The 26,833-nt window shown below is 68.2% G+C and carries 25 protein-coding genes and 1 other RNA gene; 13 read left to right on the plus strand and 13 right to left on the minus strand.

The window, feature by feature from the left end; translation table 11 throughout:
* Positions 1-2 precede the first annotated feature (2 nt).
* Positions 3-1,343: a type I glutamate--ammonia ligase gene (gene glnA / locus ACTWPB_RS27415; RefSeq protein WP_446223373.1), complete on the minus strand. Its 1,341-nt coding sequence runs from the start codon at positions 1,341-1,343 to the stop codon at positions 3-5.
* A 122-nt stretch (positions 1,344-1,465) separates the two neighbouring features.
* A complete protein-coding gene (locus tag ACTWPB_RS27420) occupies positions 1,466-2,998 on the minus strand; it encodes an alpha/beta hydrolase (protein WP_446223374.1) in 1,533 nt (510 codons plus the stop codon).
* Positions 2,999-3,197: 199 nt separating this feature from the next.
* On the opposite strand from ACTWPB_RS27420, the gene panB reads away from it, so the two are divergent.
* From panB to ACTWPB_RS27440, 4 genes are all read left to right on the plus strand, one after another.
* Positions 3,198-4,052 (plus strand): 3-methyl-2-oxobutanoate hydroxymethyltransferase, encoded by an 855-nt coding sequence (gene panB / locus ACTWPB_RS27425; protein WP_446226504.1) that lies wholly within the window; start codon positions 3,198-3,200, stop codon positions 4,050-4,052.
* Positions 4,053-4,661: 609 nt separating this feature from the next.
* Positions 4,662-5,003 (plus strand): hypothetical protein, encoded by a 342-nt coding sequence (locus ACTWPB_RS27430; RefSeq protein ID WP_446223375.1) that lies wholly within the window; start codon positions 4,662-4,664, stop codon positions 5,001-5,003.
* On the plus strand, positions 5,003-5,965 hold the full coding sequence (gene pip / locus ACTWPB_RS27435) for a prolyl aminopeptidase (protein WP_446223376.1): 963 nt from the start codon (positions 5,003-5,005) through the stop codon (positions 5,963-5,965). Before ACTWPB_RS27430 ends, pip begins: the two co-directional genes overlap by 1 nt.
* Positions 5,966-5,969: 4 nt before the next feature.
* Complete coding sequence (locus ACTWPB_RS27440; RefSeq protein WP_446223377.1) at positions 5,970-6,827, plus strand: CHAD domain-containing protein; 858 nt, start codon at positions 5,970-5,972, stop codon at positions 6,825-6,827.
* Between the two features lie 12 nt (positions 6,828-6,839).
* Here the strand turns inward: ACTWPB_RS27440 and ACTWPB_RS27445 are convergent, their stop codons facing one another.
* Together ACTWPB_RS27445 and ACTWPB_RS27450 are read right to left on the minus strand one after the other, a co-directional pair.
* The gene (locus ACTWPB_RS27445; RefSeq protein ID WP_446226505.1) at positions 6,840-8,267 is read right to left on the minus strand and encodes an RNB domain-containing ribonuclease; all 1,428 of its coding nucleotides are present in this window, start codon (positions 8,265-8,267) and stop codon (positions 6,840-6,842) included.
* Between the two features lie 73 nt (positions 8,268-8,340).
* The gene (locus ACTWPB_RS27450) at positions 8,341-8,673 is read right to left on the minus strand and encodes a hypothetical protein (RefSeq protein ID WP_056821111.1); all 333 of its coding nucleotides are present in this window, start codon (positions 8,671-8,673) and stop codon (positions 8,341-8,343) included.
* A 414-nt stretch (positions 8,674-9,087) separates the two neighbouring features.
* Between ACTWPB_RS27450 and ACTWPB_RS27455 the strand changes: the two genes are divergently transcribed.
* Positions 9,088-9,459 carry a hypothetical protein gene (locus ACTWPB_RS27455; protein WP_446223378.1) on the plus strand — a complete coding sequence of 124 codons (372 nt, stop codon included), beginning with the start codon at positions 9,088-9,090 and terminating at the stop codon, positions 9,457-9,459.
* Between the two features lie 63 nt (positions 9,460-9,522).
* On the opposite strand, the gene rnpB is transcribed toward ACTWPB_RS27455, so the two are convergent.
* An RNA gene (gene rnpB / locus ACTWPB_RS27460) (RNase P RNA component class A) lies at positions 9,523-9,930 on the minus strand.
* 36 nt (positions 9,931-9,966) lie between these two features.
* Between rnpB and ACTWPB_RS27465 the strand changes: the two genes are divergently transcribed.
* On the plus strand, positions 9,967-10,854 hold the full coding sequence (locus ACTWPB_RS27465) for an alpha/beta hydrolase (protein ID WP_446223379.1): 888 nt from the start codon (positions 9,967-9,969) through the stop codon (positions 10,852-10,854).
* Between the two features lie 192 nt (positions 10,855-11,046).
* Here ACTWPB_RS27465 and ACTWPB_RS27470 read toward each other — a convergent pair whose 3' ends face one another.
* From ACTWPB_RS27470 to ACTWPB_RS27490, 5 genes are all read right to left on the minus strand, one after another.
* Positions 11,047-11,736 (minus strand): S1 family peptidase, encoded by a 690-nt coding sequence (locus ACTWPB_RS27470; RefSeq protein WP_446223380.1) that lies wholly within the window; start codon positions 11,734-11,736, stop codon positions 11,047-11,049.
* A 139-nt stretch (positions 11,737-11,875) separates the two neighbouring features.
* Positions 11,876-13,006 (minus strand): bifunctional RNase H/acid phosphatase, encoded by a 1,131-nt coding sequence (locus tag ACTWPB_RS27475; RefSeq protein WP_446223381.1) that lies wholly within the window; start codon positions 13,004-13,006, stop codon positions 11,876-11,878.
* 16 nt (positions 13,007-13,022) lie between these two features.
* Positions 13,023-13,760 carry a zinc ribbon domain-containing protein gene (locus ACTWPB_RS27480; RefSeq protein ID WP_446223382.1) on the minus strand — a complete coding sequence of 246 codons (738 nt, stop codon included), beginning with the start codon at positions 13,758-13,760 and terminating at the stop codon, positions 13,023-13,025.
* 147 nt (positions 13,761-13,907) lie between these two features.
* Entirely contained in the window at positions 13,908-15,023 is a 1,116-nt protein-coding gene (locus ACTWPB_RS27485; protein WP_446223383.1) for a Nif3-like dinuclear metal center hexameric protein, read from the minus strand.
* A 40-nt stretch (positions 15,024-15,063) separates the two neighbouring features.
* Positions 15,064-16,284: an aminotransferase class I/II-fold pyridoxal phosphate-dependent enzyme gene (locus tag ACTWPB_RS27490; RefSeq protein ID WP_446226506.1), complete on the minus strand. Its 1,221-nt coding sequence runs from the start codon at positions 16,282-16,284 to the stop codon at positions 15,064-15,066.
* 71 nt (positions 16,285-16,355) lie between these two features.
* On the opposite strand from ACTWPB_RS27490, the gene ACTWPB_RS27495 reads away from it, so the two are divergent.
* Together ACTWPB_RS27495 and ACTWPB_RS27500 are read left to right on the plus strand one after the other, a co-directional pair.
* Positions 16,356-16,859, plus strand: a complete 504-nt coding sequence (locus tag ACTWPB_RS27495; protein WP_446223384.1) for a low molecular weight protein-tyrosine-phosphatase — start codon at positions 16,356-16,358, stop codon at positions 16,857-16,859.
* The gene (locus tag ACTWPB_RS27500; protein ID WP_446223385.1) at positions 16,859-17,710 is read left to right on the plus strand and encodes an SURF1 family cytochrome oxidase biogenesis protein; all 852 of its coding nucleotides are present in this window, start codon (positions 16,859-16,861) and stop codon (positions 17,708-17,710) included. The genes ACTWPB_RS27495 and ACTWPB_RS27500 overlap by 1 nt, the downstream gene beginning before the upstream one ends.
* Before the next feature lie 127 nt (positions 17,711-17,837).
* On the opposite strand, the gene ACTWPB_RS27505 is transcribed toward ACTWPB_RS27500, so the two are convergent.
* Positions 17,838-18,782, minus strand: a complete 945-nt coding sequence (locus ACTWPB_RS27505; protein ID WP_446223386.1) for a cobalamin biosynthesis protein — start codon at positions 18,780-18,782, stop codon at positions 17,838-17,840.
* A 117-nt stretch (positions 18,783-18,899) separates the two neighbouring features.
* Between ACTWPB_RS27505 and sigJ the strand changes: the two genes are divergently transcribed.
* Positions 18,900-19,826, plus strand: coding sequence for an RNA polymerase sigma factor SigJ (gene sigJ / locus ACTWPB_RS27510; protein ID WP_446223387.1), 927 nt, complete (start codon positions 18,900-18,902; stop codon positions 19,824-19,826).
* A 101-nt stretch (positions 19,827-19,927) separates the two neighbouring features.
* Here the strand turns inward: sigJ and ald are convergent, their stop codons facing one another.
* Positions 19,928-21,040, minus strand: a complete 1,113-nt coding sequence (ald, locus tag ACTWPB_RS27515) for an alanine dehydrogenase (protein WP_446223388.1) — start codon at positions 21,038-21,040, stop codon at positions 19,928-19,930.
* 317 nt (positions 21,041-21,357) lie between these two features.
* On the opposite strand from ald, the gene ACTWPB_RS27520 reads away from it, so the two are divergent.
* The 3 genes from ACTWPB_RS27520 (at position 21,358) to ACTWPB_RS27530 (ending at position 23,009) form a co-directional block, all read left to right on the plus strand.
* Positions 21,358-21,561, plus strand: coding sequence for a helix-turn-helix domain-containing protein (locus ACTWPB_RS27520; RefSeq protein WP_446223389.1), 204 nt, complete (start codon positions 21,358-21,360; stop codon positions 21,559-21,561).
* Between the two features lie 8 nt (positions 21,562-21,569).
* Complete coding sequence (locus ACTWPB_RS27525; protein ID WP_378919252.1) at positions 21,570-22,085, plus strand: gamma carbonic anhydrase family protein; 516 nt, start codon at positions 21,570-21,572, stop codon at positions 22,083-22,085.
* Between the two features lie 312 nt (positions 22,086-22,397).
* Positions 22,398-23,009, plus strand: coding sequence for a TetR/AcrR family transcriptional regulator (locus tag ACTWPB_RS27530; protein WP_446223390.1), 612 nt, complete (start codon positions 22,398-22,400; stop codon positions 23,007-23,009).
* On the opposite strand, the gene ACTWPB_RS27535 is transcribed toward ACTWPB_RS27530, so the two are convergent.
* A complete protein-coding gene (locus ACTWPB_RS27535) occupies positions 22,977-24,773 on the minus strand; it encodes an Eco57I restriction-modification methylase domain-containing protein (protein WP_446223391.1) in 1,797 nt (598 codons plus the stop codon). The genes ACTWPB_RS27530 and ACTWPB_RS27535 overlap by 33 nt on opposite strands.
* Before the next feature lie 195 nt (positions 24,774-24,968).
* Here ACTWPB_RS27535 and ACTWPB_RS27540 point away from each other — a divergent pair, with 195 nt between their 5' ends.
* Positions 24,969-26,804, plus strand: a complete 1,836-nt coding sequence (locus tag ACTWPB_RS27540; RefSeq protein WP_446223392.1) for a vWA domain-containing protein — start codon at positions 24,969-24,971, stop codon at positions 26,802-26,804.
* The last annotated feature ends 29 nt before the right edge of the window (positions 26,805-26,833 follow it).

Raw genomic sequence — 26,833 nt, forward strand, 5'->3', positions numbered from 1 at the left:
CGTTAGAGGCTCAGGTATTCCTTGAGCTCCCACGGGGTGACCTGCGAGCGGTAGTCGGCCCATTCGCGGCGCTTGTTGCGCAGGAAGAAGTCGAAGACGTGTTCGCCGAGGGTTTCGGCGACCAGCTCCGAGCGCTCCATCGCATGCAGAGCCTCGTCGAGGGTGCCGGGCAGGGTGCGAAAGCCCATGGCACGGCGCTCGGCGTCGGTCAGCGACCACACGTCGTCTTCGGCCTCGGGCGGCAGGGTGTAGCCCTTCTCGATGCCGCGCAGACCGGCGGCCAGTAGCACCGCGAAGGTCAGGTAGGGGTTGCAGGCCGAGTCTGGGCTGCGGATCTCGACGCGACGCGAGGACGACTTGTTCGGGGTGTACATCGGCACACGCACCAGCGCCGACCGGTTGGACCGGCCCCAGGACGCCGCGGTCGGAGCTTCGCCGCCGTGGATCAGGCGCTTGTAGGAGTTGACCCACTGGTTGGTGATCGCGCTGATCTCGGGGGCGTGCTCGAGGATGCCCGCGATGAACGAACGCGCGGTGCCCGAGAGGTTGTTCGGATCGTCGGGATCGGCGAAGGCGTTGTTCTCGCCCTCGAACAGGCTCATGTGGGTGTGCATGGCCGAGCCGGGGTACTGGGAGAACGGCTTGGGCATGAACGTCGCGCGCACGCCCTCGTCGATCGCGACCTCTTTGATCAGGTAGCGGAAGGTCATCACGTTGTCGGCCATCGAGAGCGCGTCGGCGTAGCGCAGGTCGATCTCCTGCTGGCCGGGAGCGCCCTCGTGGTGGCTGAACTCGACCGAGATACCCATCGATTCGAGCGAGTCGATGGCGTGGCGGCGGAAGTTCGGTGCCGAATCGTGCACGGCCTGGTCGAAGAAGCCGCCGTTGTCGGCCGGGGTCGGCTCGTAGCCGTCCTTGAGCTGGTTCTTCAGCAGGAAGAACTCGATTTCGGGGTGCACGTAGCAGCTGAAGCCCGCGTCGGCGGCCTTGTTCAGCTGACGGCGCAGCACGTGGCGCGGGTCGGCCCAGGACGGCGAACCGTCGGGCATGGTGATGTCGCAGAACATCCGCGCCGAGTGCTGGTGGCCCTTGGAACTGGCCCAGGGCAGCACCTGGAAGGTCGACGGATCCGGCCGGGCGACCATGTCCGCTTCGGACACGCGCGCGAAGCCCTCGATGGCCGAACCGTCGAAGCCGATGCCCTCCTCGAAGGCGCCTTCGAGCTCAGCGGGGGCGATGGCCACGGACTTGAGGTAGCCCAGCACATCGGTGAACCAGAGACGGACGAAACGGATATCCCGCTCTTCGAGCGTCCGCAGCACGAATTCCTTCTGGCGATCCATACCGGCGAGCGTAAGCACCCGGCGTTAAATCCGTGTTACATACGCAGACGGGTTTGCGATCGCGTCACATCGTTCGCACATCTCACCGGCCACGACGGGGCGCGGTGAGCCGAATCGGGCTCTCAGCATGTGAGACCTGGAGCGGGCGTGGCGAGATCGACGAGATAGCTGATCACGGCGGCGTCGAGGCACTGATCGCCCGCGACGAGAGCGGCGGTGTGCCGATTGCCACGGAAGGTGATCAGGTCGGCGCCCAGCTGTGCGGCCAGGTCGACACCCGCCTGATACGGCGTGGCCGGGTCGTCGGTGGTGGAGACAACGACGGTGGGCGGCAGTCCGGGAGCCGAGACACGATGCGGGGTGCTGGTGTTGGGCACCGGCCAGGCGGCGCACAGTTCCAGCGGGGCGGCGCCGGTGCCCCTGCCGTCATCGAGGAACGGGGCGGCCTTGCGGTATTCGGTGTCCTGACGGCCGGTCACCGCGGGATCGGTGACGCGGGGATCGTCGACGCAGCGGATCGCGTTGAAGGCATCCTGGGTGTTGGCGTAGGTGCCGTCCTGGCGGCGGCCGTCGTACATATCGGCCAGCTGCAGCAGGGTGTCGCCGTTTCCACCGCGCAATTCGGACAGGCCCTGGGTGAGGATCTGCCACAGGTCGTCGCTGTAGAGGGCCTGCTGGACGCCGGTGATCGCGTCGTTGTAGCTGAGGCCGCGGGGGTCGGCGGTCGCGGCCGGGGTCTGCTCCAGGGGGCCGACCAGCTCGCGGAAGCGGGTCACGGCCAGGGCGGGGTCGGTGCCGAGCGGGCAGTCGGAGTTCTTCGCACAGTCGGTGGCGTAGGCGTTGAACACGCCCTGGAAGCCCGCTGCTTGGCGCAACGATTCCTGGACCGGGTCCTGCGAGGAGTCGACGGCTCCGTCGAGGACGAGCGCGCGCACGTTCTGCGGGTACTTCTCCGCGTAGGCCGAGCCGAGGCGGGTGCCGTAGGAGTAGCCGAGGTAGCTCAGCTTCGCGTCACCCAGAACGGCCCGCATGACATCCATATCCTGGATCACCTCGCGAGTGCCGACATGTCCGAGCAGGTCGACACCCGAGCGCTCGGCGCAGCGGTCGGCGTATTCACGGTTTTCGGCCTCGGCGTCGGCGATGCCGGCCGGGGTGTTGTCGGTGGGCGGCTCGGCGCGTTCGGCGTCGGCCTGCTGCGAGGTCAGGCAGACGATCGCGGGCAGCGACGAGCCGACACCGCGCGGATCGAAGCCGACCCGATCGAACTTCTCCGCGAGTTCGGTGCGGTTGCCGACGGCGATCATCGACAGGCCGGAGACGCCGGGTCCACCCGGGTTCATCAGCAGCGAGCCGATCTTGTCGCCGGTGGCCGGGATCCGCGAGAGCGCGATCTGGGCGGTCGGTCCGTCCGGGCGCGCGTAATCGATCGGCACGATGATCCGCGCGCACTCGGTCTTGGGCGGCAGCCGGTCCTCCGGGCTGCCGTATCCCTCGCACGAACCCCAGCCGATCTGCTGGTCGTAGAAGGTGTTCAGGCCCGGCGGCGGCGGGGGCAGTTCGGCGCGCGGTGCGCTCTCCTCGCCGATGCCGCAGCCGGTGACGATCAACGCAGAGACAGCGCCGAGGAGCACGACGAGCCGGCCGCGCTGCACAGTTGGCCCACCTTTCCGCGCCCTGCGGCGCACACCATGCGCCCGAATGGGCTCCCGTCACGGTAGCCGAATCGACGATGTGACCGATCACACCGGCGCCGGGCCTTAAACCCGTGCGGGCGCGGGTGGCACACTGGGCTTGTCAGAAACGCCCGGGGACCCGGTATGGGCCTCGAGGAACCAGACGAAAGGGACGATGATGTCCGTATCCGATGAGCAGGGTCCTGCCTACGGTGCCACTCCCGTCGAAGCCAAACCACGCCGCAAGACCCGCGTCCAGCATCTCCAGCAGATGAAGGTCGACGGTGAGCGCTGGTCGATGCTGACGGCCTACGACTACTCGTCCGCGCGACTGTTCGAGGAAGCCGGTATTCCCGTGCTCCTGGTCGGCGACTCCGCCGCCAATGTCGTCTACGGCTACGACACCACCGTGCCGATCACCATCGACGAGCTCATCCCGCTCGTGCGCGGAGTCGTGCGCGGCGCACCGCACGCGCTGGTGGTCGCCGACCTGCCGTTCGGGACCTACGAGTCCTCGCCGCAGCAGGCCCTCGCGACCGCCATCCGCTTCATGAAGGAGGGCGGGGCGCACGCGGTGAAGCTCGAGGGCGGCGAACGGGTCGCCGAGCAGATCGCGCTGATCACCTCCGCCGGCATCCCCGTGATGGCCCACATCGGGTTCACTCCGCAGAGCGTGAACACCCTCGGCGGTTTCCGGGTCCAGGGCCGTGGCGACGGTGCCGAGCAGCTGGTCGCCGACGCGATCGCCGTGCAGGAAGCCGGTGCGTTCTCGGTGGTCATGGAAATGGTGCCCGCCGAGATCGCGGGCCAGGTCTCCCGCAAGCTGACCATCCCCACCATCGGCATCGGCGCCGGTGCCGACTGCGACGCCCAGGTGCTGGTCTGGCAGGACATGGCCGGCTACACCAGCGGCAAGACCGCCAAGTTCGTCAAGCGCTTCGGCAACGTCGGCGACGAGCTCCGCACCGCCGCAGCCACTTACGCCGCCGAAGTCCGCCAAGGCACCTTCCCAGGCCCCGAACACAGCTTCTGATCGGCGCAACTCCCACCCCCACTGCGTCCGCCATAACCGCACCACCCAGCCACACCACAAACCCCAAATCCGCCATAACCGCACCACCCAGCCACACCACAAACCCCAAATCCGCCATAACCGCACCACCCAGCCACACCACAAACCCCAAATCCGCCATAACCGCACCACCCAGCCACACCACAAACCCCAAATCCGCCATAACCGCACCACCCAGCCACACCACAAACCCCAAATCCGCCATGACCGCACTCCCAACCCCGCACCCGCGACCCCTGGGGAGCGGCGGCCACGAAGTGGCCGGTCCGCGGCCGGGTCGCCGGTTAGCGCTCGAAAGCGCTACGCCGAAGGCGTTAGTCTCGAGCGCTAACCGGCGGCCCCTTGGGGCCGCGGACACGCGCGCGCCAGCGCGCCAAAAACACAGCGTCAAACCGTCTGGGACTACCAATCCCAGGATCGCAGCTTCGGACCCAGCGCACCAAAACCACAAATGGCAGACTCGATACCGACACTCGCCGACTATCAGAGGTACCGATGCCGCAACCCCGTTGGATTTCTCGTTCTGTGTTGTTGATCGCGGTTGCCGCGGGGCTGACGGCGTGTGGAGGCGTGGAACCCGCTCAGACCGGCAGCGCAGGCACTACCACGTCGGCTCCGGCGACGACGACACCAGCGGGGACTCTGACGATCAGCCCCTCCTCCGCGGCGCAGCTGTGCGACATGATCCGGCCCGAGCTGTCGAACTTCCGGGTGCAGGGCCCGACGCTCGGGCGGATCTCGCTCAACGCCATGGTGCACGATTGGGGCTTTCGCAACGGTGGCATCAACGGGCACGTGCTCGCCGACAAGGCGATGATCGACCGGGTGACCACCGACAGCTGCCCCGAGGTACGGACCGAGGCCCTCACCGCCCTCGAATTGCCTTCCCTTGCCGCGGGATTGGCGTTCTGATGCGCACCCTCTACCCCGAGATCGAACCGTTCGAGCAGGGACTGCTCGACGTCGGCGACGGCCAGTCGGTGTACTGGGAGGTCAGCGGCGATCCCGATGGCAAGCCGGTGGTTTTCGTGCACGGCGGACCCGGCGGTGGCACCGGGCCACTACAGCGGCGTTTCTTCGACCCGGCCGTGTACAAGATCGTGCTGTTCGATCAGCGCGGCTGCGGAAAGTCCATGCCGCACATCGCCGATGGGGCACCGCTGGACACCAACACCACGCCGAACCTGATCGCCGACATGGAGTCGCTGCGCGCGCATCTCGGGATCGAGCGCTGGCAGGTGTTCGGCGGTTCGTGGGGGTCGACCCTCGGCCTGGCTTATGCGCAGGCGCACCCGCAGCGGGTGACCGAACTGGTGTTGCGTGGCATCTTCTTGTTGCGGCGCAAGGAAATCGACTGGTACTACAACGGTGCCGCGGGCAATGTCTACCCTGCCGAGTGGGCGAAATTCCTGGCGCCGGTGCCCGCCGGGGAACGCGATGACGACCTCGTCGAGGTGTATCACCGGCTGCTGCACTCCCCCGATCCGCAGGTCGCACTCGATGCCGCGGTCGCCTGGTCGACGTGGGAAGGTGCGACGAGTTCACTGCTCCCACAACCGGATCGGGTCGCCGAAACCGCCGAGGCACGCTTCGCCCTCGCCTTCGCCCGGATCGAAAACCACTACTTTCGCCACGGCGGATTCCTCGACGAGGGACAGTTGCTGGCAGAGATAGATCGGATCGCCGAGATCCCCGGCGTGATCGTGCAGGGCCGCCACGACATCGTGTGCCCCGCGGTGAGCGCATGGGACCTGCACACTGCGTGGCCGGCCTCGACCCTGCACATCGTCGAGGATGCCGGACATACCGCGCACGAGCCCGGCATCACCCACCACCTGGTGGAGGCGACCGACGAGTTCGGAAAGCGAGGCTGACACCATGGCGATCGAGGCCGGAAAAGCCGTCGTCGCGGCACTACGCGAGGACATCGACCGGCTGTTCGCCGCCGAGCCCGACGTTCGCGCCGACGCCGACGATTCGGTGCACCAGATGCGGGTGGCCACGCGCAGGCTGCGCAGCGTCCTGCGCTCCTACCGCAGGCTGTTCGACGCCGACACGGCCGCCGCCACCGAAGCGGAGCTGAAGTGGCTGGCCGACCTGCTCGGCGTGGCCCGCGACGCCGAGGTCCGCGCCGAACGATTCACCGACCTGCTGTCCGGCTACGACACGGTCCCGACCGAGGTCACCGATTCCCTGGTCGGCGCGTCCCGCAAGGCCTACACCGACGCCCACGCGGAGGTGCTGCGCGCACTCGATGACAAGCGCTACCGCCGCCTGCGTAAGGTCATGAAAACCTGGCGCACCGATCCCCCACTCGCCCCAGAACTCGCCCGCGACAACGCAACCGATGTCTTCGGCCGAGTCCTGCGCCGCGACCGCAAACGCCTTCGCAAGCTGGTCTTCGCCGAACCCACCGCCACCCCCGCCGATCGCGTGGAACTCCTCCACGACATCCGCAAGGGCGCCAAGCGTTTACGGTATTCCTGCGAGGCCGCGACAACCGTCCTCGGCCCCGAGGCCGCCGACCTCGGCGCCCGCGCCAAACGGCTGCAATCCGTCCTCGGCGACCACCGGGACGCCGTCGAGTCCCGCGAAGCGATCCTGGCAGTGGGCGCGGCCACGCACGGCCCCGCGGCCACCGTCTACGAACTACTGGCCGACACCGAAGAAGCAGCCGCGGGCCGCGCCATCGCCCACTACCCCGCGGCCGCCGCCTTTATCTCCGCGATGCACTGAAATCCCCAACGATCAACGCGCCCTGTCATATTCGAACCCGATAGTCCGAGTTACCGGATCAGCGACAGCCAACCGCACGGCGACCGGCTTACCTTCCGGCGGCGTCCCCTCACACCGTGCGAGGATCGGCGGTTCACTGACGAAGATCTCGGCAGGCCGAGACCCGTTGGCATCACGCAAGACCACGGCAGTGAACTCGGTGTCGACCCGAGGCGCGAGAACAGTGGCCTCGGTCAGATCGACGCACGCGCGATCCACCTTGTTGGCCACCGCATCAGTGCGCCGCATCGTCTCGGCCGCGGCTTTCAGCCCGTCGACCACCCACTGCGGCACCTCGACCCCGGCGCAGTAGGCCAGACAGATTTCGGTGGTGAAGCGGTCGGCCAGGCGGCGCAGTGGCGCCGTCACGTGCGCGTACGGGGCTCCGATCGCACTGTGCGTCAGCTGCTCCGGCGACGGGTCTTCGAGTTCGGCGAGCAGCGTGTAGCTCGCCCCACGCAACAAACCCGTAGCTTCCGACATCAGCACCAGCGCGGCGGGCGTATTCGCGTCCAGCCCGGCGAGCATGCGCCCGACCGGCACCCCGGCGGGCCAATCGACCCCCAACGCCGCCGCCGTACGGCGCATCGATTCGATCGCGCTCCCGGGCGGCGGCGGCATCGTCCGCAGCAAGCCGATTCCCTTGTGCTCCACCATGATTCGCGCCGCGCACATTCCGGTGAGCAGCGAGACCTGCTCGTTCCAGTCGTCGGCGTCGGTCCTCGGCTCCAGCTGCAGGCGCCAGCCGTCGCCGTCGGAGACCACCTCCTGTGCGGGCAACCGCAGCGAGATAGCGCCTTGTTCGAACCCCGCCTCGATCCGCAGCCGCCCGAATTCGGGCAGTGCGATCAACGACCGAGGCAATGTTGCAGCGTCGGCGGCGGCCTGCACCTGCGCGTAATCGAAGCGCTCCCGAGAGCGCACCAACGCGCGCGTCACCGAAAAGCTCAGCGGTACCGCGGCATTGTCGAGTTCGATGGTCCACAACGCGGCGGGCCGGTCGACACCGGGCAGCAGACTCGCGGTGCCCTCGGACAGCACTGTCGGATGCAGCGCAATATTGCCGTCGGGCAGATAGAAAGTTTGCCCGCGCACTTCGGCTTCCGCGGCGAGCGCACTGCCCGGCACGATCACCGCACCGAGATCGGCGATCGCGTAGTGCAGGGTGAAACCGGTGGGAGTGCGTTCGATATGCAGCGCCTGGTCCAGATCCAGCGCGCTGGGCGGGTCGATGGTCACGAACTCGATATCGGTCCGATCGACCCGGGTGCCCGCGAACGCGTCTACCGCGTCGCGGGCCTCGGAGACGGCCTCGGACGGATATTCCGAGGCCAGTCCGAATTCGGAACGGATGGCGCCGAAGTCGACCGGCGCCGAGACGATCCGCTGATGGAGTTGCAGACCAGTGGTCCGACCCCGATCCTGCGAACTACTCGTCCTGTCTTCGAAGTCCATCTTCGCAGCGTAGCGAGTCCTACTTCAGAGCGAGCATGGTGCCGTTGAGCTGATCGAGCGGGCCGTACACCGTGAAAGTGACCCGGCCGTTGGGTACGGCCGAGGACACGGTCGCGGCCGCGTCGAGGGCCTGACCGAACGAGGCCGCCGACGGATGCGGCAGACCGGCCACGGTCAGGCCGAATCGGGACTGGTGCACCCAGGCGGTATCAGCCGGGCTGAGGTCGACCTGAACCCCGCCTGCGAGCGGGGTCACCGCGACCGCGCTCGCCGAACCGGCACCAAGGGTTGCGAACACCGCAGCGGCTCCGGCGATCAGTGCACCGGCGACAATGGAACGAACTACCCGCATGTAAATGTGACCTGCTTCCGCGATCGAATGTGTTGGGCCCGAGGAAGTGGCAGCGAGCCCTGCCGACGGCGATCACTCTATGACCTCGCTCACGTTCCCGGCGGGTTCCAGCGCAATTTCGCCGTCTCGACACACGAACGCGGCGACATTACGGGCAATTGTTACTGTGGCGGCGGCGCACTCGGCAGCTGCCGGGTTGTGCGGCACTCACGTCGATAAATGGGAGTTTGCGAACGTATGTCGTGGCTGATTTTCGATTACCTGTCGCCGATCCTCGGACCGGACGCGGCCAGCTATTGGGCGCACCTGCTGGCGATTAACCCGGGGTAGCTCACCGCTTCGATCCAGAACATGTCGCTTCCCGTTAACCACAGGGGAAGCGGCGTGTTTCCTGGACCGCTAGCATCCCGCTCCGTGAGTAGAACTACCGCCGCCATCGCGGCCAGCGCCACCGTCTTCGCCCTGCTTCTGGCCGGCTGCAGCGACGACTCTTCCTCCGCCGGTTCCCCCGCCCCCTCCACCACTCCCGCCCCTGCGTTCCAGGTCGAAGCAAGCAAGGCGGGCATGTTCGTGGTGAGCTACCGCAATGCCTTCCCCAAGCTGGCGCAGGGGCGTGACGACGCCGCCGTGGCCGCGGTGCTGAACCATTCCTGCTCCGAGATCAAGGCGGGCAAGTCCGAGGCCGACACCATCGCCACGATCATCAAGGCGGCCAAGAACGGCGACAACGCCGCGACCACCGAAGAGGCAACGGCCGTCTACCAGATGTCCAAGCTGATGTGCTGAGCCCTTCGCGGCGAAGCGAGGCGGCGGTTCCCAGTGGGAACCGCCGCCTTCTCGTTTCGTGGGCGGGCGAGCCGGCCTGTAAGCCGGATCCTGTCCCCGATTCGCATCGGGGGGCGACCATCCATCTGGACACACCGTTGCCGGGTGCCTCGAGCGGTCCACCCGCAGGCTCGGGCGAGCAGCCCTCGAACACCTGCGCAGCCGCACCGTTGCCGATGCGACCTTCGACCTTGCTCCGGGCGGGGTTTACCTAGCCGCCCCGGTCACCCGGGGCGCTGGTGCGCTCTTACCGCACCGTTTCACCCTTACCGCACTCGCGTGCGGCGGTCTGTTCTCTGTGGCACTGTCCCGCGGGTCACCCCGGGTTGCCGTTAACAACCGCCCTGCTCTGTGGAGTCCGGACTTTCCTCGGTACCGGGCAGCGGCACTGTGCGTGCCCGTTCCCGTCACCGCGGTCGCCCGGCCGACTCGCCCGCCGGTACAGAGTACTCGCTACGGTATTGACTCATGGAACGTGTCGACGTCAGTTTCCCTTCGGATCACCAGCAGTGCGCCGCGTGGCTCTACCTGCCCGACGGTGCGCCTCGGCCGCGGCCGTTGGTGATCATGGGACACGGGCTCGGGGCCACCCGCGAGATGGGTTTGGATCGGTATGCGCGGCGGTTCGTCGCCGCGGGAATGGGGGTGCTGGCTTTCGACTACCGACATTTCGGTGCCAGTGAGGGTTCACCTCGCCAGGTACTCAGTATCGCCCGTCAGCGGCAGGACTGGAAGGCCGCAATCGCCTACGCGCGCAGCATCCGTGGCTTCGATGCCACCCGGATCGCGCTGTGGGGCACTTCGTTCGGCGGTGGGCATGTGCTCGCGGTGGCGCCCGACGACGATTACCTGGCCGCGGTGGTGGCCCAGGTGCCGTTCACCAGTGGGTGGGCGTCGTCGATGGCGAAGGGACCGATCAGCCTGACCAAGGTCGCCACCATCGCCGCCACCGACCTGCTCGTCGGCCCGATCCGCCGCAAACCCATCCGTATCCGGCTGGCCGGGCGCAAACGCTCCGCGGCGTTGATGAGCGCCACCGACGTCCCCGAGGGCAACGGCCGGCTCGCCGAGGAGAGCGACACCTACGACCCCAAAGTCGGTGCCCGCATCGCCTTCTCGACCCTCTTCGACTCCCCCGGCCGCCGCGCCAAGTCCCTGAAGGTCCCCGTCTTCTACGCGATCGCCGAAAACGACTCGATCGCCCCCGCAGGCCCGACCCGCAAGGCGGCCGAACGGACCAAACACGCAGTGGTCAAGCAGTATCCGGTCGGCCACTTCGATGTGTACTTCGACGATGTCTTCGAGCAGGTAGTGCGCGATCAGACCGACTTCCTGGTGTCGGTCCTTCGCCCCTGAACTGCCCGGATACGCCACGGTATCGGGGCACCATGGGGTGCTGGAACAGACCAGCTCACGCACTGTTCACACGCGGTGGCCGCCTACGGGCCGCTGCTCATGCACGAGCGTGGGCTCGGCCATCGTTGATCGCACGCGCACGAAGGGCGCAGCACCGAAACGGTGCTGCGCCCTTGGGGTTTCGCGGGTGGATCAGAGGGGCTGGAAGCCCGCGCCCACGCCGCCTGCGCGGTTGAGCACGTCCAGGATCACCTGGATGGGCTGGAAGTAGGCGGGTGAGTGGATCGGGTTGGCGCCGCCGGCGCAGGGGACGTCGAAGTCGACCGGGCCGAGGCCGGTGAGGCGGCCCTGGTTCATGCCGACGAGGCGGTCACCGACGACGACGGGGCCGCCGGAATCGCCTGGCTGCGAGCAGTACTGGTTGATCGAGGTGCCTTCGAGTTCACCCCACACCACACCGCAGCTGCGACCGCTGGTGCGGCCGTCCGAGCACACCATGGCACCGGGGCCCGGCACGGCGCCGATACCCGCGACGGTGGTCTGGCCGATGGTGCGCACCGGCAGCACCTTCGACGCATCAAGTTGCAGCACAGCGAAATCCAGGTAGTCGCCGTCGTCGGAAAACGCGACGGTACCGATCACGCCTGCTGCGAGCGCCTGCTCGGCGCCGACGCGCGAACCGGTCGGCGCGCAGTGTCCCGCGGTGAGACCGACGAGGCGGCCCGCGCCGTCGTGGCCGATGGCCGTGAGCGAACAACCGGAGTTGTTGTCGAAGACGATGCCCGATGCCGCACCGAGCACCACGCTCGGATCGGCCGTCACGCTACCCGCACCCGCGGACGCGGTAAGCACCCCCGCGATGGCCGCCGCAAACGCCGCCATCCGTAGAAACCTCATCAAGTACCTTTCCTGTGTGGCCGCGCATCCGCACGCCCGAGAATCTGTCGGGCGATGCGGGGTCGTCGTTACGCCGACCGTGCGCCGGGGCGACCGTACCGTGCCCGGGCGAGGACCGGCTAGCTCACAGGTATGAGGTGTCGTTGACCAGGCGCACCGAGGCGCCACCGTCGGGATAGAACTCGGCGATGCACAGCGACGCGAGGTCGAGGTGCAGGCGGTACAGCAGCGACGGGCCGACGCCGAGTGCCAGCTGCAGCAGGGTCTTGATCGGGGTCACGTGGCTGACCACCACCACGTTCTGGCCCGGGTACAGCGCGACCAGGTCCCGGCGCACCCCTTCGATGCGTTCGCGCACCTGATCGAAACTCTCGCCGCCCGGTGCGGGGATCGAGGGGTCACCGAGCCAGTCGCGGTGCAGGATCGGATCGCGCTGGGCGGCTTCGGCGAAGGTGAGACCTTCCCAGTCACCGAAGTCGGTCTCGGTGAGGCCGTCGAGGATGCGCAGCGGAACATCCAGTGCGGTCGCGGCGGCTTCGGCGGTGGAACGGGCCCGCTGCAGTGGAGAGCTCACCACTGCGGCGATATCACCTTTGGCGGCAAGCATTTTCGCGGCACGCTCGGCCTGCTCGCGACCGAGGTCGGTCAGCGGCGGATTGCCACGGCCGGAGTAGCGGCGCTCCACCGACAGCGCGGTCTGGCCGTGGCGCAGCAGCAGCAGGCGGGTCGGCTTGCCGACGGCGCCGGTCCAGCCGGGCGACACCTTGTTCGGGTCAACCGATTTCGGCACCGCGACTTCGTCACCGGCGGCATGTCCGGCGGCAACGGCCTCGCGCACGGTCGCGGTGAGCGCACTGTCGTCCATCGCCTCGTTCGCGAGCCGGTCGGCGTGTGAGTTCTCGGCGCGCGGAATCCAGGTGAAGCTCACCCGATCGAATCCGGCGACCAGTGCTCGCGCCTGCTCGGCGAGCGGAATCATCGAGGCGTGCTTGATCTTCCAGCGTCCCGACATCTGTTCGACGACGAGTTTGGAATCCATTCGCACCGTGACAACCCGCGCGCCCAATTCGGCCGAAGCCGCCAAACCCGCGATGAGACCGCGGTATTCGGCCACATTGTTGGTGGCGACGCCGATGAACTCCTTGCGTTCGGCGAGCACCCGCACGTGATCGGCGGCGAACACCACCGCGCCGTAACCGGCCGGGCCGGGATTGCCACGCGAGCCACCGTCGGCTTCGACGATCACCTCGCTCATCGGCGCACCGCCGCGATCACAGCCCCGATTCCTTGGTACGCACCATGATCGCGCTGCACTCCGGGCAGCGCAGGACCGCGTCGGGCGCGGCCTTGGCGATGCGCTGCATCTCGCCGCGGTCGATCTCGATCCGGCAGGCGCCGCAGCGGCGAGCCTGCAGCAGGGCCGCGCCGACACCGTGCGCCGAGCGCTGCTTGTCGTAGACGGCGATCAGGTCGGCGGGGAACAGGCCGATCAGCTCGGCGCGATCCTTCTCGCAGCGCTGCTGTGCCACTTCGAGATCGGCCATCGCCTCATCGCGCAGGCGTTCGGCGTCCTCGAGGTCGTGGTCGGCCTTGCTGAGCCGCGCACCCGCGTGATCGTGGTCGGCGAGCATCGCCTCGCGTTGCTCCATCACGGTCAGCAACTCGTCCTCGAGCACCGAGCGGCGACGCTCCAGGCTGCCCAGTTCGTGCTGGATCTCGGAGAGCTGCTTAGCGGCGACGGTGCCCGCGGTGAGCATGCCGCGGTCGCGGTCCTCACGCTTGCGGACGGCGTCGACCTCGCCCTCGAGCTTGCGGATGTCGCGGTCCAGATCGTCGATGCCGATCTCCACCGCCACGGCCGCGTCCTTGTAGCCGTTGCGCTCGGCCGCCAGTCGTGCCACTTCCTGCTGCTCGGGCAGCGCGGAACGGCGATGGGCGATGCGCGTCAACTCGGCATCGACACCTGCGAGCTGCAACAGCTTGGTCTGGACCGACGGTTCGACATTCAACGCGCACGAACTCCTGAACACAGTGGACGGATGGATCGATCAACCGTACCGCGCCGCAGCGTGTGATCACGCCATGACCCGAAGACATCGCCGAACCGAATGTGCTCGGCGCGCGTCCGTCTACCTCGGGATACCGGCGGCGAGGAACTAGCCGCTGACCGTCCACGGGTCGGTGCGCAGCGTGCAGACGCGGGTCTGCACCGCGGGCAGGGCGGTGTTGACGAACTGTTCGGCCTGGCCGCACCAGGGGAACTCGGTGGCCCAGTGGGCGGCGTCGATGAGGGCGGGGCCGCCGCGGCGGAGGTGTTCGTCGACGGGGTGGTGGCGCAGGTCGGAGGTGAGATAGGCGTCGACACCGGCTCGGATGGCCGCATTGAGGTAGGAATCACCCGCGCCGCCGCAGACGGCTACGCGTTCGATGATGCGTTCCGGATCACCCGCGGCGCGCACACCCCAGACGGTGCGGGGCAGGCCGACGCCGACGCGGGCGGTGAATTCGGCCAGGGTTTCGGGCTGTGGGAGTTCGCCGATGCGGCCGATGCCGAGTGACGACGGCAGAGGTGCACGTTCGGTGACGTGGTAGGCGGGTTCCTCGTAGGGGTGAGCGGCGCGCAGGGCGGCGAGGACCGCGAGGCGGGAGGTCGGGGGCGCGACCACCTCGACGGCGTCCTCGGTGAGGGTTTCGACGGTGCCGATCGCGCCGATCGCCGGGTTGGCACCCGCGATCGGCAGGAATTGGCCGGTTCCCGCTGTGTACCAGGCTGCTTCGCGGTAGTCGCCGATCGCGCCCGCGCCCGCCGTGAACAAGGCCGACATCAAGGAAGCCGTGTGGGTCTGGGGCACCTGGATGACCCATTTATCCACGGAGGCAAGCGGTTTGGGATCCAACGGGCCGGTGACGGTGAGGCCGACGGCGGCGGCGAGCGCGTCGGAGACACCCGGGTCGGCGGAGTCGGCATTGGTGTGGGCGGAGAACAGGGCGCAGCCGGATCGGATCAACCGGTGCAGCAGTGCGCCTTTCGGCGTATCGGCGGCGACGGTGTCGACCCCGCGCAACAGCAGCGGATGATGCACGACCAAAGCCTGTGCACCCCAACCGATCGCCTCGTCGACAACAGCGGCGGTCGCGTCGACGGCGAACACCACCTTGGTGACCTGCTGTGCGGGGTCACCACAGACGAGCCCCACCGAATCCCACGATTCGGCCAGTCTCGGCGGGTACGCCGCGTCGAGTACTCCGATCAGTTCGGCCAGGTCGGTCACCGCCGCCTCCTTCGTCGCGTGGGAATGGTCGTCGTGGGGGTCACCACAGTGCTGCGTTCAGAGCGTCGATCAACCGGTCGACTTCGGCGGCACCACGAACCGCTACGCGGAGGTGGTCGGGACCGAGTCCGGGGAAGGTGTCGGCGCGGCGGACTGCGATACCGCGGTCGGCGAGCCGTTTGCGTACCAGAGCGCCGTCGGGGACGCACAGGAGAAGGAAGGGCCCGGTGGCCGGGGTGTGGACGTCGAGGCCGAGCGCGGTGAGGCGGTCGATCATGGCGGTGCGGTCAGCGCCAATGCGGTGCGCGTGCTGCCGGGATTCGGCGACAGCGGAGGGTTCGGCGGTGGCGATGATCGCCTCGAGCTGGAGAGTGCCGAGCGGCCAGTGCGGGCGGCCATGTGCCAGTCGAGCCAGGACTTCGGGAGCACCGAGGGCGTAGCCACAACGCAAACCGGCCAGCGCCCATGTCTTGGTGAGGCTGCGCAAAACGATGACATCGGGGGCCGAAAGACCTGCCAACGACTCCGGCTCACCAGAAACGGCCGGACTCACACCGGGCAGATTCTCACCCGAGCGCGTATCCGCGATGCCACCGGATCGCACATCGGCCGGACCACCAGCGTCGGCTCGGCGCTGACCGAACAGACCGCCGTCCAACGCGGGATCGCCATCAATGCCGGTCGAGCCGGATGGCAACCGGCTCGAGGTGCGCTCGTCGGCGAGGCCAGAGGGCGAGCACCGGCCAACGACCGCGTCGGCGAAGGCTTCGTCGATCACGATGATCCGGCCGGGGCGGCGAAGGGCCTGAATCGTCTCGGCGGGATGCAGAATCGAAGTGGGGTTGGTGGGGTTGCCGACGACCACGAGGTCGGCTTCTTCGGGGACCAGGGTGGGGTCGAGGGTGTACGGCCGTTCCAGGACCACCCGGGTGACCGGGACACCTGCCTCGCGAAGTGCCAGTTCGGGCTCGGTGAAGGACGGGTGGATGACGGCGGCGAGGCGGGGTGCCAAGCGTGGCAGCATCGCGAACCCCTCGGCGGCGCCCGCCAGCAGCAGTACCTCGTCCGGCGAGCGGCCGTGGCGGGCGGCGACGGCAACGCGGGCAGTGTGGTCGTCGTCGGAACTGGGATAGCGGCCCAGGTCGGTGAGACGAGCGGCGAGGCGTTCGCGCAGCCAGGCGGGTGGGGTGACGCCCTGGACGTTCACCGCGAAATCGAGCATGCCAGGGCGCGCCTCCACGTCGCCGTGGTGGCGCAACATCGCGGGGTCGACGGAGTCCTCGAGCACAACTGCACACCCTACGTGGCGGCGATTCGGCGCCACGGGCGACAATGGCTCCCGTGGGTCCACTACATGTCTCGTTCCTTTGCACAGGCAATATCTGCCGGTCACCGATGGCCGCGAAGATGTTCGAGGCGCACCTCTACCGGGCCGGTCTCGCGAACCGGGTGCGGGTGAGCAGCGCGGGTACCGGTTCGTGGCATGTCGGCGATGCGGCCGACCCGCGCACCGAGGCGACCCTGCGCCGCGCCGGCTACCCGACCGAGCACACCGCGGCGACCTTCGGTCCCGAGCACAGTGCCGCCGATCTGATCATCGCCTTGGACACCGGGCACGACCGCGAGCTCGCGCATCGCGGCGTCCCCACCGACCAGCGCAGACTGCTGCGCAGCTTCGACCCCGCGGCCGATGGCTCCGACGTGCCGGACCCGTACTACGGCGACCAGTCCGACTTCGACCTGGTTCGCGACCAGATCGAGGCCGCGATCCCCGGCCTGCTCGACTGGGTGCACGCCGAACTGGACGCCCGCAAACCCGCCGACGTGCAGCTCTGATGCGCAAGCTCACCTTCCTGCTGCGCCCCAGCTGGCTGATCCTCGCAGTGATCGTCGCCGCCTTCGCCTACCTGTGCTTCACGGTCCTGGCGCCATGGCAGCTCGGCAAGAACGACAGCACCGAACACCGCAACCGATTGATCGCCGACTCCGTGCAAGCCGACCCCGTGGCCGTCACCGATGTCCTGGACAGCGATACCGGCACCCACACCGAATGGCGCAAGGTGACCGCGACCGGCACCTTCGTCCCCGAGTCGACCGTCCTGGTCCGGCTCCGCCACCTCGACGGTGCCCCCGGCTATGCGGTCCTGGCCGCCTTCCGCCTCGACGACGGCCGCACCCTCCTGGTCGACCGCGGCTTGGTTGCCTCCGTGGACGGCACCCGCCCACCCGCGATCGCGGACCCACCCGCGGGCAGGCAACGCATCGAAGCCCGAGTCCGAGCCTCCGAGGGCGTGGTCCCCGACAAGACTCCCAGCACCCAAGACGGCTACCGCCAGGTGTACACGGTCGACACCACCCAGGAATCCACCGTCCTCGGCACTCCCCTCACCCCCATCCCGACCGGCACCGACAAGGGCGGCTACCTCCAGCTGGCCGACAACCAGCCAGGTGCCTTCACCCCCACCCCCCTGCCCCAGCTCGACGCGGGCCCCTACCTCTCCTACGGCCTCCAATGGCTCGCCTTCGGCCTGATGGCTCCCCTCGGCCTCGGCTATTTCGTAGTAGCCGAACTCCGAGCCCGCCGCCGGGACCGAGCCCAACCGTCTGCGCCGACGACGCCAACTACGGGCCCCCCAGCCCGACCCACCACCGAAGCCCGGCTAGCCGACCGCTACGGCCGCAACTGATCCGCCTCCCCGGATATTCAGCGGGTCGTCCGGGAGCTCGACTGTTGGCTCTCGGCCTTGCGTCGTGTGCGCCGCAGCTGTGAGGTGGTCCCTCAACGCCACAACTACCAACCCCACCCCGTACGAGCTATCCCGCACGCCGCAGCACGCTGACCGCAACAGCCACCGCAAGCGCCCCAACTTGCACACCCGCCGACATCCGCACCGCACGTCGCAGGTCCGCCGCCGTGGGTGTCGGACCGTCACCAAGGGTGGGTCGAAGTTCAGTGCCATGGCGATACTGAGTGCGCCCACCCAGCCGAATACCGAGGGCTCCTGCCATGGACGCTTCGACGACCCCCGCGTTGGGGCTCGGGTGATCGGCCGCATCGCGTCGCCATGCGCGCAACGCACCCGACGGATTCCCGCCGGCGAGCGGCGCAAGGGCGGCAGTGAGCAACCCAGTGACACGGGCAGGGACGAGGTTGGCGACATCGTCGGTACGAGCGGCAGCCCAGCCGAACCGTTCGTACCGTTCATTCCGGTAGCCGATCATCGCGTCAAGAGTGTTCACCGCGCGATAACCGAGCACCCCTGGCACCCCCGCGACCGCACCCCATAGCAACGGGGCGACAGCCGCATCTGAGGTGTTCTCGGCGATGGATTCGAGAGCGGCGCGCGCGAGTCCATCGGCATCGAGGACCGACGGGTCGCGCCCACACAGCGACGGCAACAGTTCGCGGGCACCCGTGAGATCCTCGGCCTCGAGGCGGTCGGCCATGGCATGCCCGGCGCGGACGAGGCTGCGACCACCCAGCGCGGTCCACGTCGCCAACGCGGTCACCAGCACACCGCCGCGACCGCCCGGCCCCGTACCGTGGGTGGCTAGCAGACCGATTCCGACGACTGAGCCGACCGCGATCACCTCGTGCACCATCCCGGCTCGCCGATCGTCGGCATAGGTCACCTTCTCCAATGCCGCTGCCGCCGAACCGAATCCGGCCACGGGATGCCAGCGCCGTGGATCGGCGAATACCCGATCGAGCACGAATCCCAGCACCAGCCCGGCCGCCGTCGATGTCGCTTTCCGCACCGGCCGAGGGTAGCGGTCGCCGGGGTTGTCACACCGGCGACCACTGTTTCGTCATCACGGTGACGGCACTTCTGGACTCGCCGGGACCGAGCAAGATCAACCGAACAGGCGCACACCATGACCTCACCGCAGCCTCACGATCAGGCCGAACTGGCCCGCCGCTTCGAGGAACATCGCGCCTACCTGCGGCGACTCGCCTACAGCACGCTCGGCAGCATCAGTGACGCCGAAGACGCGGTGCAGGACGCGTGGCTGCGCCTGCAACGACAGTTCGACGCGGGTAAGGCCGACGAGATCGACAACCTGCGCGCCTGGCTCACCACCGTCGTCGGCCGCCTCGCCCTGGACCAGCTCGGGTCCGCGCGCGCCCGCCGCGAACAGTACGTGGGCGAGTGGCTGCCGGAACCGGAAGTCACTTCCTGGGACGACCCAGCCGACCGCATCTCCCAGGACGAACGTGTCACCACCGCGCTCCTGGTGGTACTCGAGTCGCTGTCGCCCGCCGAACGCACCGCGTTCGTGCTGCAAGATGTGTTCGGAATGACCGGCCCCGAGGTCTCCGAGGTAGTCGGGCGCACTCCCGCCGCGGTCCGCCAGCTCGCCTCCCGCGCGCGCAAGCATGTCGAGAACGGCACCCCACGCTTTCCCGCTTCCCCGGCCGAACAGGAGAAGGTCGTCTCGGCGTTCGCGCTGGTCTGGCGCTCGGGTGATCTGAGTTCGCTGCTCGGGGTGCTCGACCAGAACGTGGTCCTCACCGCCGACGGCGGCGGCAAGGTGCCCGCCATCCGTCAGCCGGTGCGCGGCGCGGAGCTCATCGCCAAGATGCTGCTCGGCTGGTACAACACCGCGAACGGCTGGGGCCGGGCGGTGCTGGTCAACGGCATGCCCGGCCTGATCGTCTTCGACGGCACCACCATGGGCGTCTTCTCGTTCGTCATCGACGCCGGTCGGGTCGTAGCGATCAACGTCGTCCGCAACCCCGACAAGCTCCGCGACCTGCCCACCGAGGGCGCGCCGGACTGGTACCTGGGCGGCGGCGAATAGACGTCGGACACAGACCTAGATCATCAAGCACTGCCGCAGATTTCCGCTGGGCGATGTGTGCGCCATCGCCTGGCAACCACATGTCCGACGGGCGGTCGCCGTCACGCGCCGAGCGAATACCCGTGCGCGGCCGCGACTTCGGCGGACAGCAGCTTGCCGTCGACCGCCGTGAGCCCCGCCGCCAGACCGGGGTCGGCGGCGCATGCTCCGCGCCAGCCCTTGTCCGCGATCACCAGCGCGAACGGCAGTGTGGCGTTGGTCAGTGCCACGGTCGAGGTGTGCGGCACCGCGCCCGGCATGTTCGCCACGCAGTAGAACAGTGAATCAGCCACGGGGAAGGTCGGATTCGCGTGCGTCGTCGGCCGCGTGGAGGCGAAGCAACCGCCCTGATCGACGGCGATGTCGACGAGTACCGAGCCGGGCCGCATCCGCGCGACGAGTTCGTCGGATACCAATTTCGGCGCCTTTGCCCCCGGTACCAGGACCGACCCGATCACCAGATCTGCCGCGACCACGGCCTTTTCGATCTCGAGTGCGTGCGAGGCGAGGGTTCCGACCCGGCCGGCGAAGCGTGCGTCGAGTTCACGCAACCGCGCCAGATTCGTATCGAGCACGCTCACCCCAGCGCCCATCCCGACCGCGATACTCGCCGCGTTCGTCCCCGCGACGCCGCCGCCGAGCACCACCACGTCGGCCGGTCGCACCCCGGGCACACCCCCGAGCAGCACACCGCCGCCACCCATCGGCGCCATCAGGTGATAGGCCCCGACCTGGGCGCTCAGCCTGCCCGCCACCTCGCTCATCGGTGCGAGCAACGGCAGTGATCCGTTGGCCCCGCGCACGGTCTCGTAGGCGATGGCGACGATCCCCGAGGACAGGATCGCGTCGGTGCATGCCTTCGATGCCGCCAGATGCAGAAAGGTGAACAGCACCTGATCGCGGCGCATCAGCGAATATTCCTGCGCGACAGGCTCTTTCACCTTCACCACCAGATCCGACCGAGCCCAGACCTGATCGGCGTCGGCCGCGATCCGCGTACCGGTGACGCGGTAGTCGTCGTCGGCGAATCCCGACCCGACACCGGCACCGGCCTGCACGAGCACTTCATGCCCGTGGGCGACCAGTTCGGCGGCGCCCGCCGGCGTGAGCGCCACCCGGAACTCCTGCGGCTTGACCTCCGTCGGTACCCCGACGGTTACGCCCGTTCGCGTCATCCGGCAAGCCTAGGACCCGCGCCGAAGCTCAGCCGCCGCCTCGATCGCGTGTCGCGGCCGACTCGGCTACGCGGGGACTGGAGCCGCCGGGCTCGAGATGGTTTCCGGGCGGTCGCCGCAACGGTGGTAGTCGTCGGCGGCCCCGCAGTAAGTTCGGCAACATGCCTTCTCCTCAGCCCACAGACCCGCACCTGACACGGGGTAGGTCTACGAAAGATGTTAGATAGCAGAACTATTCGTTGAATCGCCGCTCACACCGAAAACATTTCACCCGCGCCGGCACGATCGGTTGACACGCGCGATCGGCGAAGGGGTCGGTGCGCTCGAGGCAGTCCAGCGACTCGCTACAGCCGCGCATCGACCATGCCCGGCTACTGATGGAATCGACCGACGACACCGTCGACCGGGTTGCGCGCGACACCGGTTTCGGCAGCACCGTGAGCCTGCGCCACCACTTCCACCGCATGCTCGGCAGGCCTGAGACGGCCCACCGAGCGCGGTTCCGCGTTACGGCGCAATAATGGCGTTCATGATCATCAAGGTGAGCGGGTTCACTCCCGAGATCGACGACACTGCCTGGATCGCGCCGACCGCGACCGTGATCGGCCGGGTGCGCCTTGGCGCCGAGGTCGGCGTCTGGTACTCGGCGGTGCTGCGCGGCGACCTCGAACAGATCAGCATCGGCGCACGCACCAATATCCAGGACGGCTGCGTGCTGCACGCCGACCCCGGTTTCGCGCTCACTGTCGGCACCGGGGTCTCGGTGGGACACAACGCGATTCTGCACGGCTGCACCATCGGCGACGATGTCCTCGTCGGCATGGGCGCGACGGTGCTCAACGGCGCGGTGATCGGTGCAGGCAGCCTGATCGCTGCCAATGCGCTGATTCCCGAGGGCGCGCAGATTCCGCCCGGCTCGCTCGTGGCGGGCGTGCCGGGCAAGGTGCGGCGCGAGCTCACCTCTGCCCAACAGGACGGGATCAAGCTCAACGCGGCGGTGTATCTTCACAATCTGACCAACCATCGCGACGCCGAGGTGTTGTGACCCATCATACTGAGCAAGTGTCCAGTAGATATCCCTGATAGCATTTGTCCTGCGTATTGCGTGGCGATCATGAGATCAGCGATCGGCACCGGATACGCGAGGCAGGAGGTATCACGGTGGCATACGTGCATTCCGGTGTGCGCCGAGCGACAGGACGGCTCAGCGTGGCCGATATCGCCGCCCAGCCCGGAGGCATCGAAGCACTCCAATCCCGCGTTCACGAACTCCGTTCTCACGGAGTTCATTTCGCGGCCAATGCGATCGAGCAGGAGATGGCAGCATTGGATCTGCCCCCACAGGGATAATGGGGTAATGCCTACCGTTTCGTCGATCCTCGCGCGGATACTCGAGAAACCCGTCACCGACGGGGAGAAGCTGCTCGACAGTGCGCTGTCGGCGTTTCTGGACTTCGGGATCAAACGCACAAGCATGGGCGAGATCGCGCGGCGGGCCGGCATCAGCCCGGCCACCCTCTACCGGCGCTACGAATCCAAGAACGAGCTGGTCGAAGCCGTCGGCGTACGCGAGGCACAGCGCTATGTGACCGAGATCGACGAGCGGGTACGCGCGGTCACCGAACCCGACGAGCAGCTCGTCGAGATCTTCGTCGCCTTCGTCACCACCATCGCGGGCAATGAACTGCTGCGCCGGTTGCTCAGCACCGAACCGGAGATCATCCTGCCCCGGCTCACCACCGAGGCCGGACCGATCCTCGCCGTCGGGCGTGCGTATCTGGCCGAGAAGCTGCGCGAGCTGCAGGTGCCCGAATTCGATCCCGACCTGGTCGCCGAGATCATGGCGCGCCTGGCCCTGTCGCTGGCGCTGACCCCGGACGGGCTCATTCCGCTCGACGATCCGGCGGCCGGACGGGAGTTCGCGCGGCGCACACTGCTACCGATGGTCGGCATCCGCGATATCGGCTGACACCCCGAACGCCGCCGCCACCACCTCATCGATGCCCGAATCAGCGACCGGCACACCATCTTCCAGTAGCGCGCGCACCCTTCGCACGATCTCACCCCCGGCCGCACCGGCAGGATCGGGCAGCGGCAGTCGCGCTACGTATTGGGTGATCCAGCGGCGGCGCCCCGAGTACAGCCGGTTACCGCAGACAGCATCGTAGAAACGCAACCCCAGCGCCGAATTCGCCACACCCATCAGGAGATACGCCAGGTCGATGGCCGCTCGGCCCGCGCCGAGGTCGGTGAGCGAGATCCAGTAGCAGTCACCGTTGACGACCGCGCCCGACCGATCGAGGGCGAACCGTGGACGTTCACTGATGTCGGGGAACACCAATTTCGGTGCGCCCCAGAGGTGCGGACGCTGTGGCACCCAGATCTCGAACCACTTCCGGCCACCGTCGAGGACGTAACGCCTGCCCGACAGCACCTGTTCGTGGGACCGTAAATACTCGGCCGCACAAGGAAATTCCGCGAGATCGATCGGTGTCCGCCGGGGCTCGAGCAGATCGTAGGGATAGAGCACCCTCGTGCCACGCGCCATCGCGACACGCCACGGTTGCAGATCGTGGTGAGTGATCAACTCCCGCAACAGTTCCGGCTCGGGCGTCGGATCCATCTGCTCCCACCGGTCCGAGATGAACACCCGGTCCGCCGTCGTCTTGATCCCCACCCTGATGCGCGTGGCCTCTCCGAACGAATGCCAGGTGCGATCGGCGATCCGGCCGAGCCAGTGATCGACCGAGGGGCGCGACATGCGCCATGCGGTGTCGCCGTGCCGGTCGGACCGGCCACCGTCGACTGTTCGCGAGTCGGGAGGCGTGTCGACCAGCACACTCGCCGGCCGCGGCGGGTCGGGCCCGTCTGCCGGGAGCGTCGCGATGGTCGCGGATTCGCGCCCTTCGCCCGTCGCCAACACGCCGACCTCCACCGCGAACACCCGCCCCCCGGCACCGACGAGACAGGCGTCCTCGCCCGCCAGCGCGTCGAAAAGCTCGGTAGTGCAATCGGGTTCGGCTCCCAGTTCCTCATAGACCGAGACGTAGCGGCAGTCGGGTGGGCCGGTGGCGCGCAGGGCGATGGTGATCGCGGGCAGCACCGCGGCGGTGAAGAGTTTGGTGTCACCGAGGTCGTAGAGCTCCACCGGTGTCAGTTCACCGGTGAGGATCCGGCGCAGGTTCGCCCCGGCCCGCGTGGTGAGAAACCGGTTGGCGCAGAGCAATCCGAGCACTCCCCCGGCATCCAGCAGCCGCGGCGCGATGGCCACGAAGGGGTGGGTGAGGTCGATCCGCCCGCGGAGGCCGAACTGTTTGCTCAGCAGCTGGGCAGTCGCGCCGCCCAGCTGCTGCGTCCGGACGTAGGGCGGATTGCTGATGATCAAGTCGAACGAGCCGTCGGCCAGCTGAGCCGAAGCCGCCAGGAAATCGCCCGCACGGCAGTCTATTTCGACGCCGAGCGCGGCGGCCCGCCCGGCGGTTTCGTCGATGGCCTGACGATCGAGGTCATATCCCGTGAGGTGCACCGCGACATCCGTTGCGCTCGAGGCGATTTCCCGATGCACCGCCAGTAGCAGCTCGCCGTCCCCGCAGGCCGGGTCGAGCACACGCAGCGTCGCCGCGCGTGGCACGTACCGCAGCGCCCGTCGCGCCAGGAACCGCGCGAGGTCCGGTGGCGTGTAGTGCCTGCCGTGCCGTTTGCGCTCCTGCGCGTCGCGGGCCTGCAAAGCCATGCGTTCAATTGTGCCCCGGAACTGCCCAGATGCACCGCAGGCACGAGCCGAGACCCAGCCCAACGGCCTCACCTGCGCACACGCGATCGAGTGTTTCAAACAGTGGGTTGCCCCACTTCTACAGGGGGTAGAGCGGCCACCGGGCGATGGGTAACGTCTGTCCGGTTTCACCCCGCTGCACCGAAGCCGAGGACGATGCCGAGACTCAGCACGCTGACCGCCGCACTCACCGCCGTAGCCCTCACCGTGCTGCCCACGTCACTCCCGGCCCTGGCCCGAGCCGACCCCGGACAATACGCGCCGACCATGCTGATCCTCGACGCCTCCGGCTCGATGGAGCGCCCCGATCAGGGCGGCACCATGATGGATTCCGCCAAGCGGGCCGTCCGTAGCTTCGTCGCCTCGGCGCCTGCCGAATCCTCGGTCGGACTCACCACATATGGCACCGGTACCAGCAATTCCGAGGCGGACAAGGTGGCAGGCTGCCGCGACGTCCAGGTGCTGCAACAGCCGAGGACCATCGACAAGCCCGCCCTCACCGCCGCGGTCGACGGAATCCACGCGCGCGGCTGGACCCCGATGGGCACCGCGCTGCGACAAGCCGCCGACGCGCTGCCCGATTCCGGGCCGCGCTCGATCGTGCTCGTCTCCGACGGTGACGACACCTGTTCCCCGCCCGACCCGTGCGAGGTCGCCAAGGAGCTGAAGCAACAGGGACTCGACCTGATCGTGCATTCGATCGGGTTCGCCGTCGACGACAAGGCGCGCGCCCAGCTCACCTGCATGGCACAGGCCACCGGCGGAACCTACAGCGATGCCGCCGACGGCGCCGCGCTGGAACGCATTCTGCCGCAGGTGAGTTCGGCCGCCCTGCGCAACTACCAGGCCACCGGCACGCCCATCACCGGCACCGGCGAATACCGCACCGCCCCGGTCGCGAAGCCGGGCCAGTACCTCGACACCATCGGCCGGCAGGAGAAGCGGTTCTACGCGGTCGACGTGCCCGCGGGTGCCACGGCCTACTTCACCGGAATCGTCTCGTTCCCCCGGCAGCAGGACATCTCCCAGTCCGAGGACATGAACGCGCTGGAACTGCGCATCTTCGGGCGCGACGGCATCGACTGCAACATCCGCGAACGGGAACTCGGCGGCTCGGCCAGCGACGGCGTCGCACTCACCGTCGCCAAGGTCTTCGACGGTGCGGCCGAAGAACCCACCGGCGCCAACTCCGCCAAATGCAAAGGCGGGGGGCGCTATTACTTCGAGCTCAATTGGGACCTCGTGTCCAAGGGCTCACCCGCGCGCCTGCCGATAGAGGTCCTCGTCGGTATCGAGCCCGGCGTCACCGATCCCGGCCCCGCCGCGGTGACCGCACCGGTCACGTTCACCGACCCGGCCGGCACCCCACAGCCGATCGCCGGTGGCGGCTCGTTCACGGTCGCCTCGACGCTGCAGGGCAGCGGCAATTACAGCGACACCGTGCAGCCCGGTGAGTACGTCTTCTACCGGGTGCGGCTCGACTGGGGTCAGGGCCTGGCCTACCGGGTGCGCTTCGCGGAGACCGACGGGGTGAAGTACGGAACCGCCGCGAATATCGCGACCTCGTTGTACTCGCCGCTGGGCCGGGAGATCGACTCCGACACCACCGTCTACACCGGGACGTCGAGCACCGAACTCACCGTGGCCACGGTGCCGGTCCGATACGCCAACCGGGAGAACTCCGATGCGCAGGTGGAGCGCGTGTCGGTGGCCGGCTGGTATTACCTCGCGGTCAAGCTCGGCTCGCCGGGCGGCGCGGACACCATGGCACCCACGCCGGTGCGGCTCGACCTCACCGTGTCGGGCACACCCGAACCCGGGCCGACCTACATCGGAGCCAGTGCGGAGCCGGGACCGCAGCAGCCGGTGGCCGTGAGTGATTCGCCGGCTGTCTCCAAGCCGTGGACCGTCTATGTCCTGATCGGCGCCGGCGTAGCGCTGCTCGTCGGCATCGGCACAGCGATCTTCGTTGTCGCACGTCGACGCGCCTAGATTCCCCACGATCCCGCCGGCGCCCGAAT

This window comes from Nocardia sp. IBHARD005 (genome assembly GCF_052814245.1).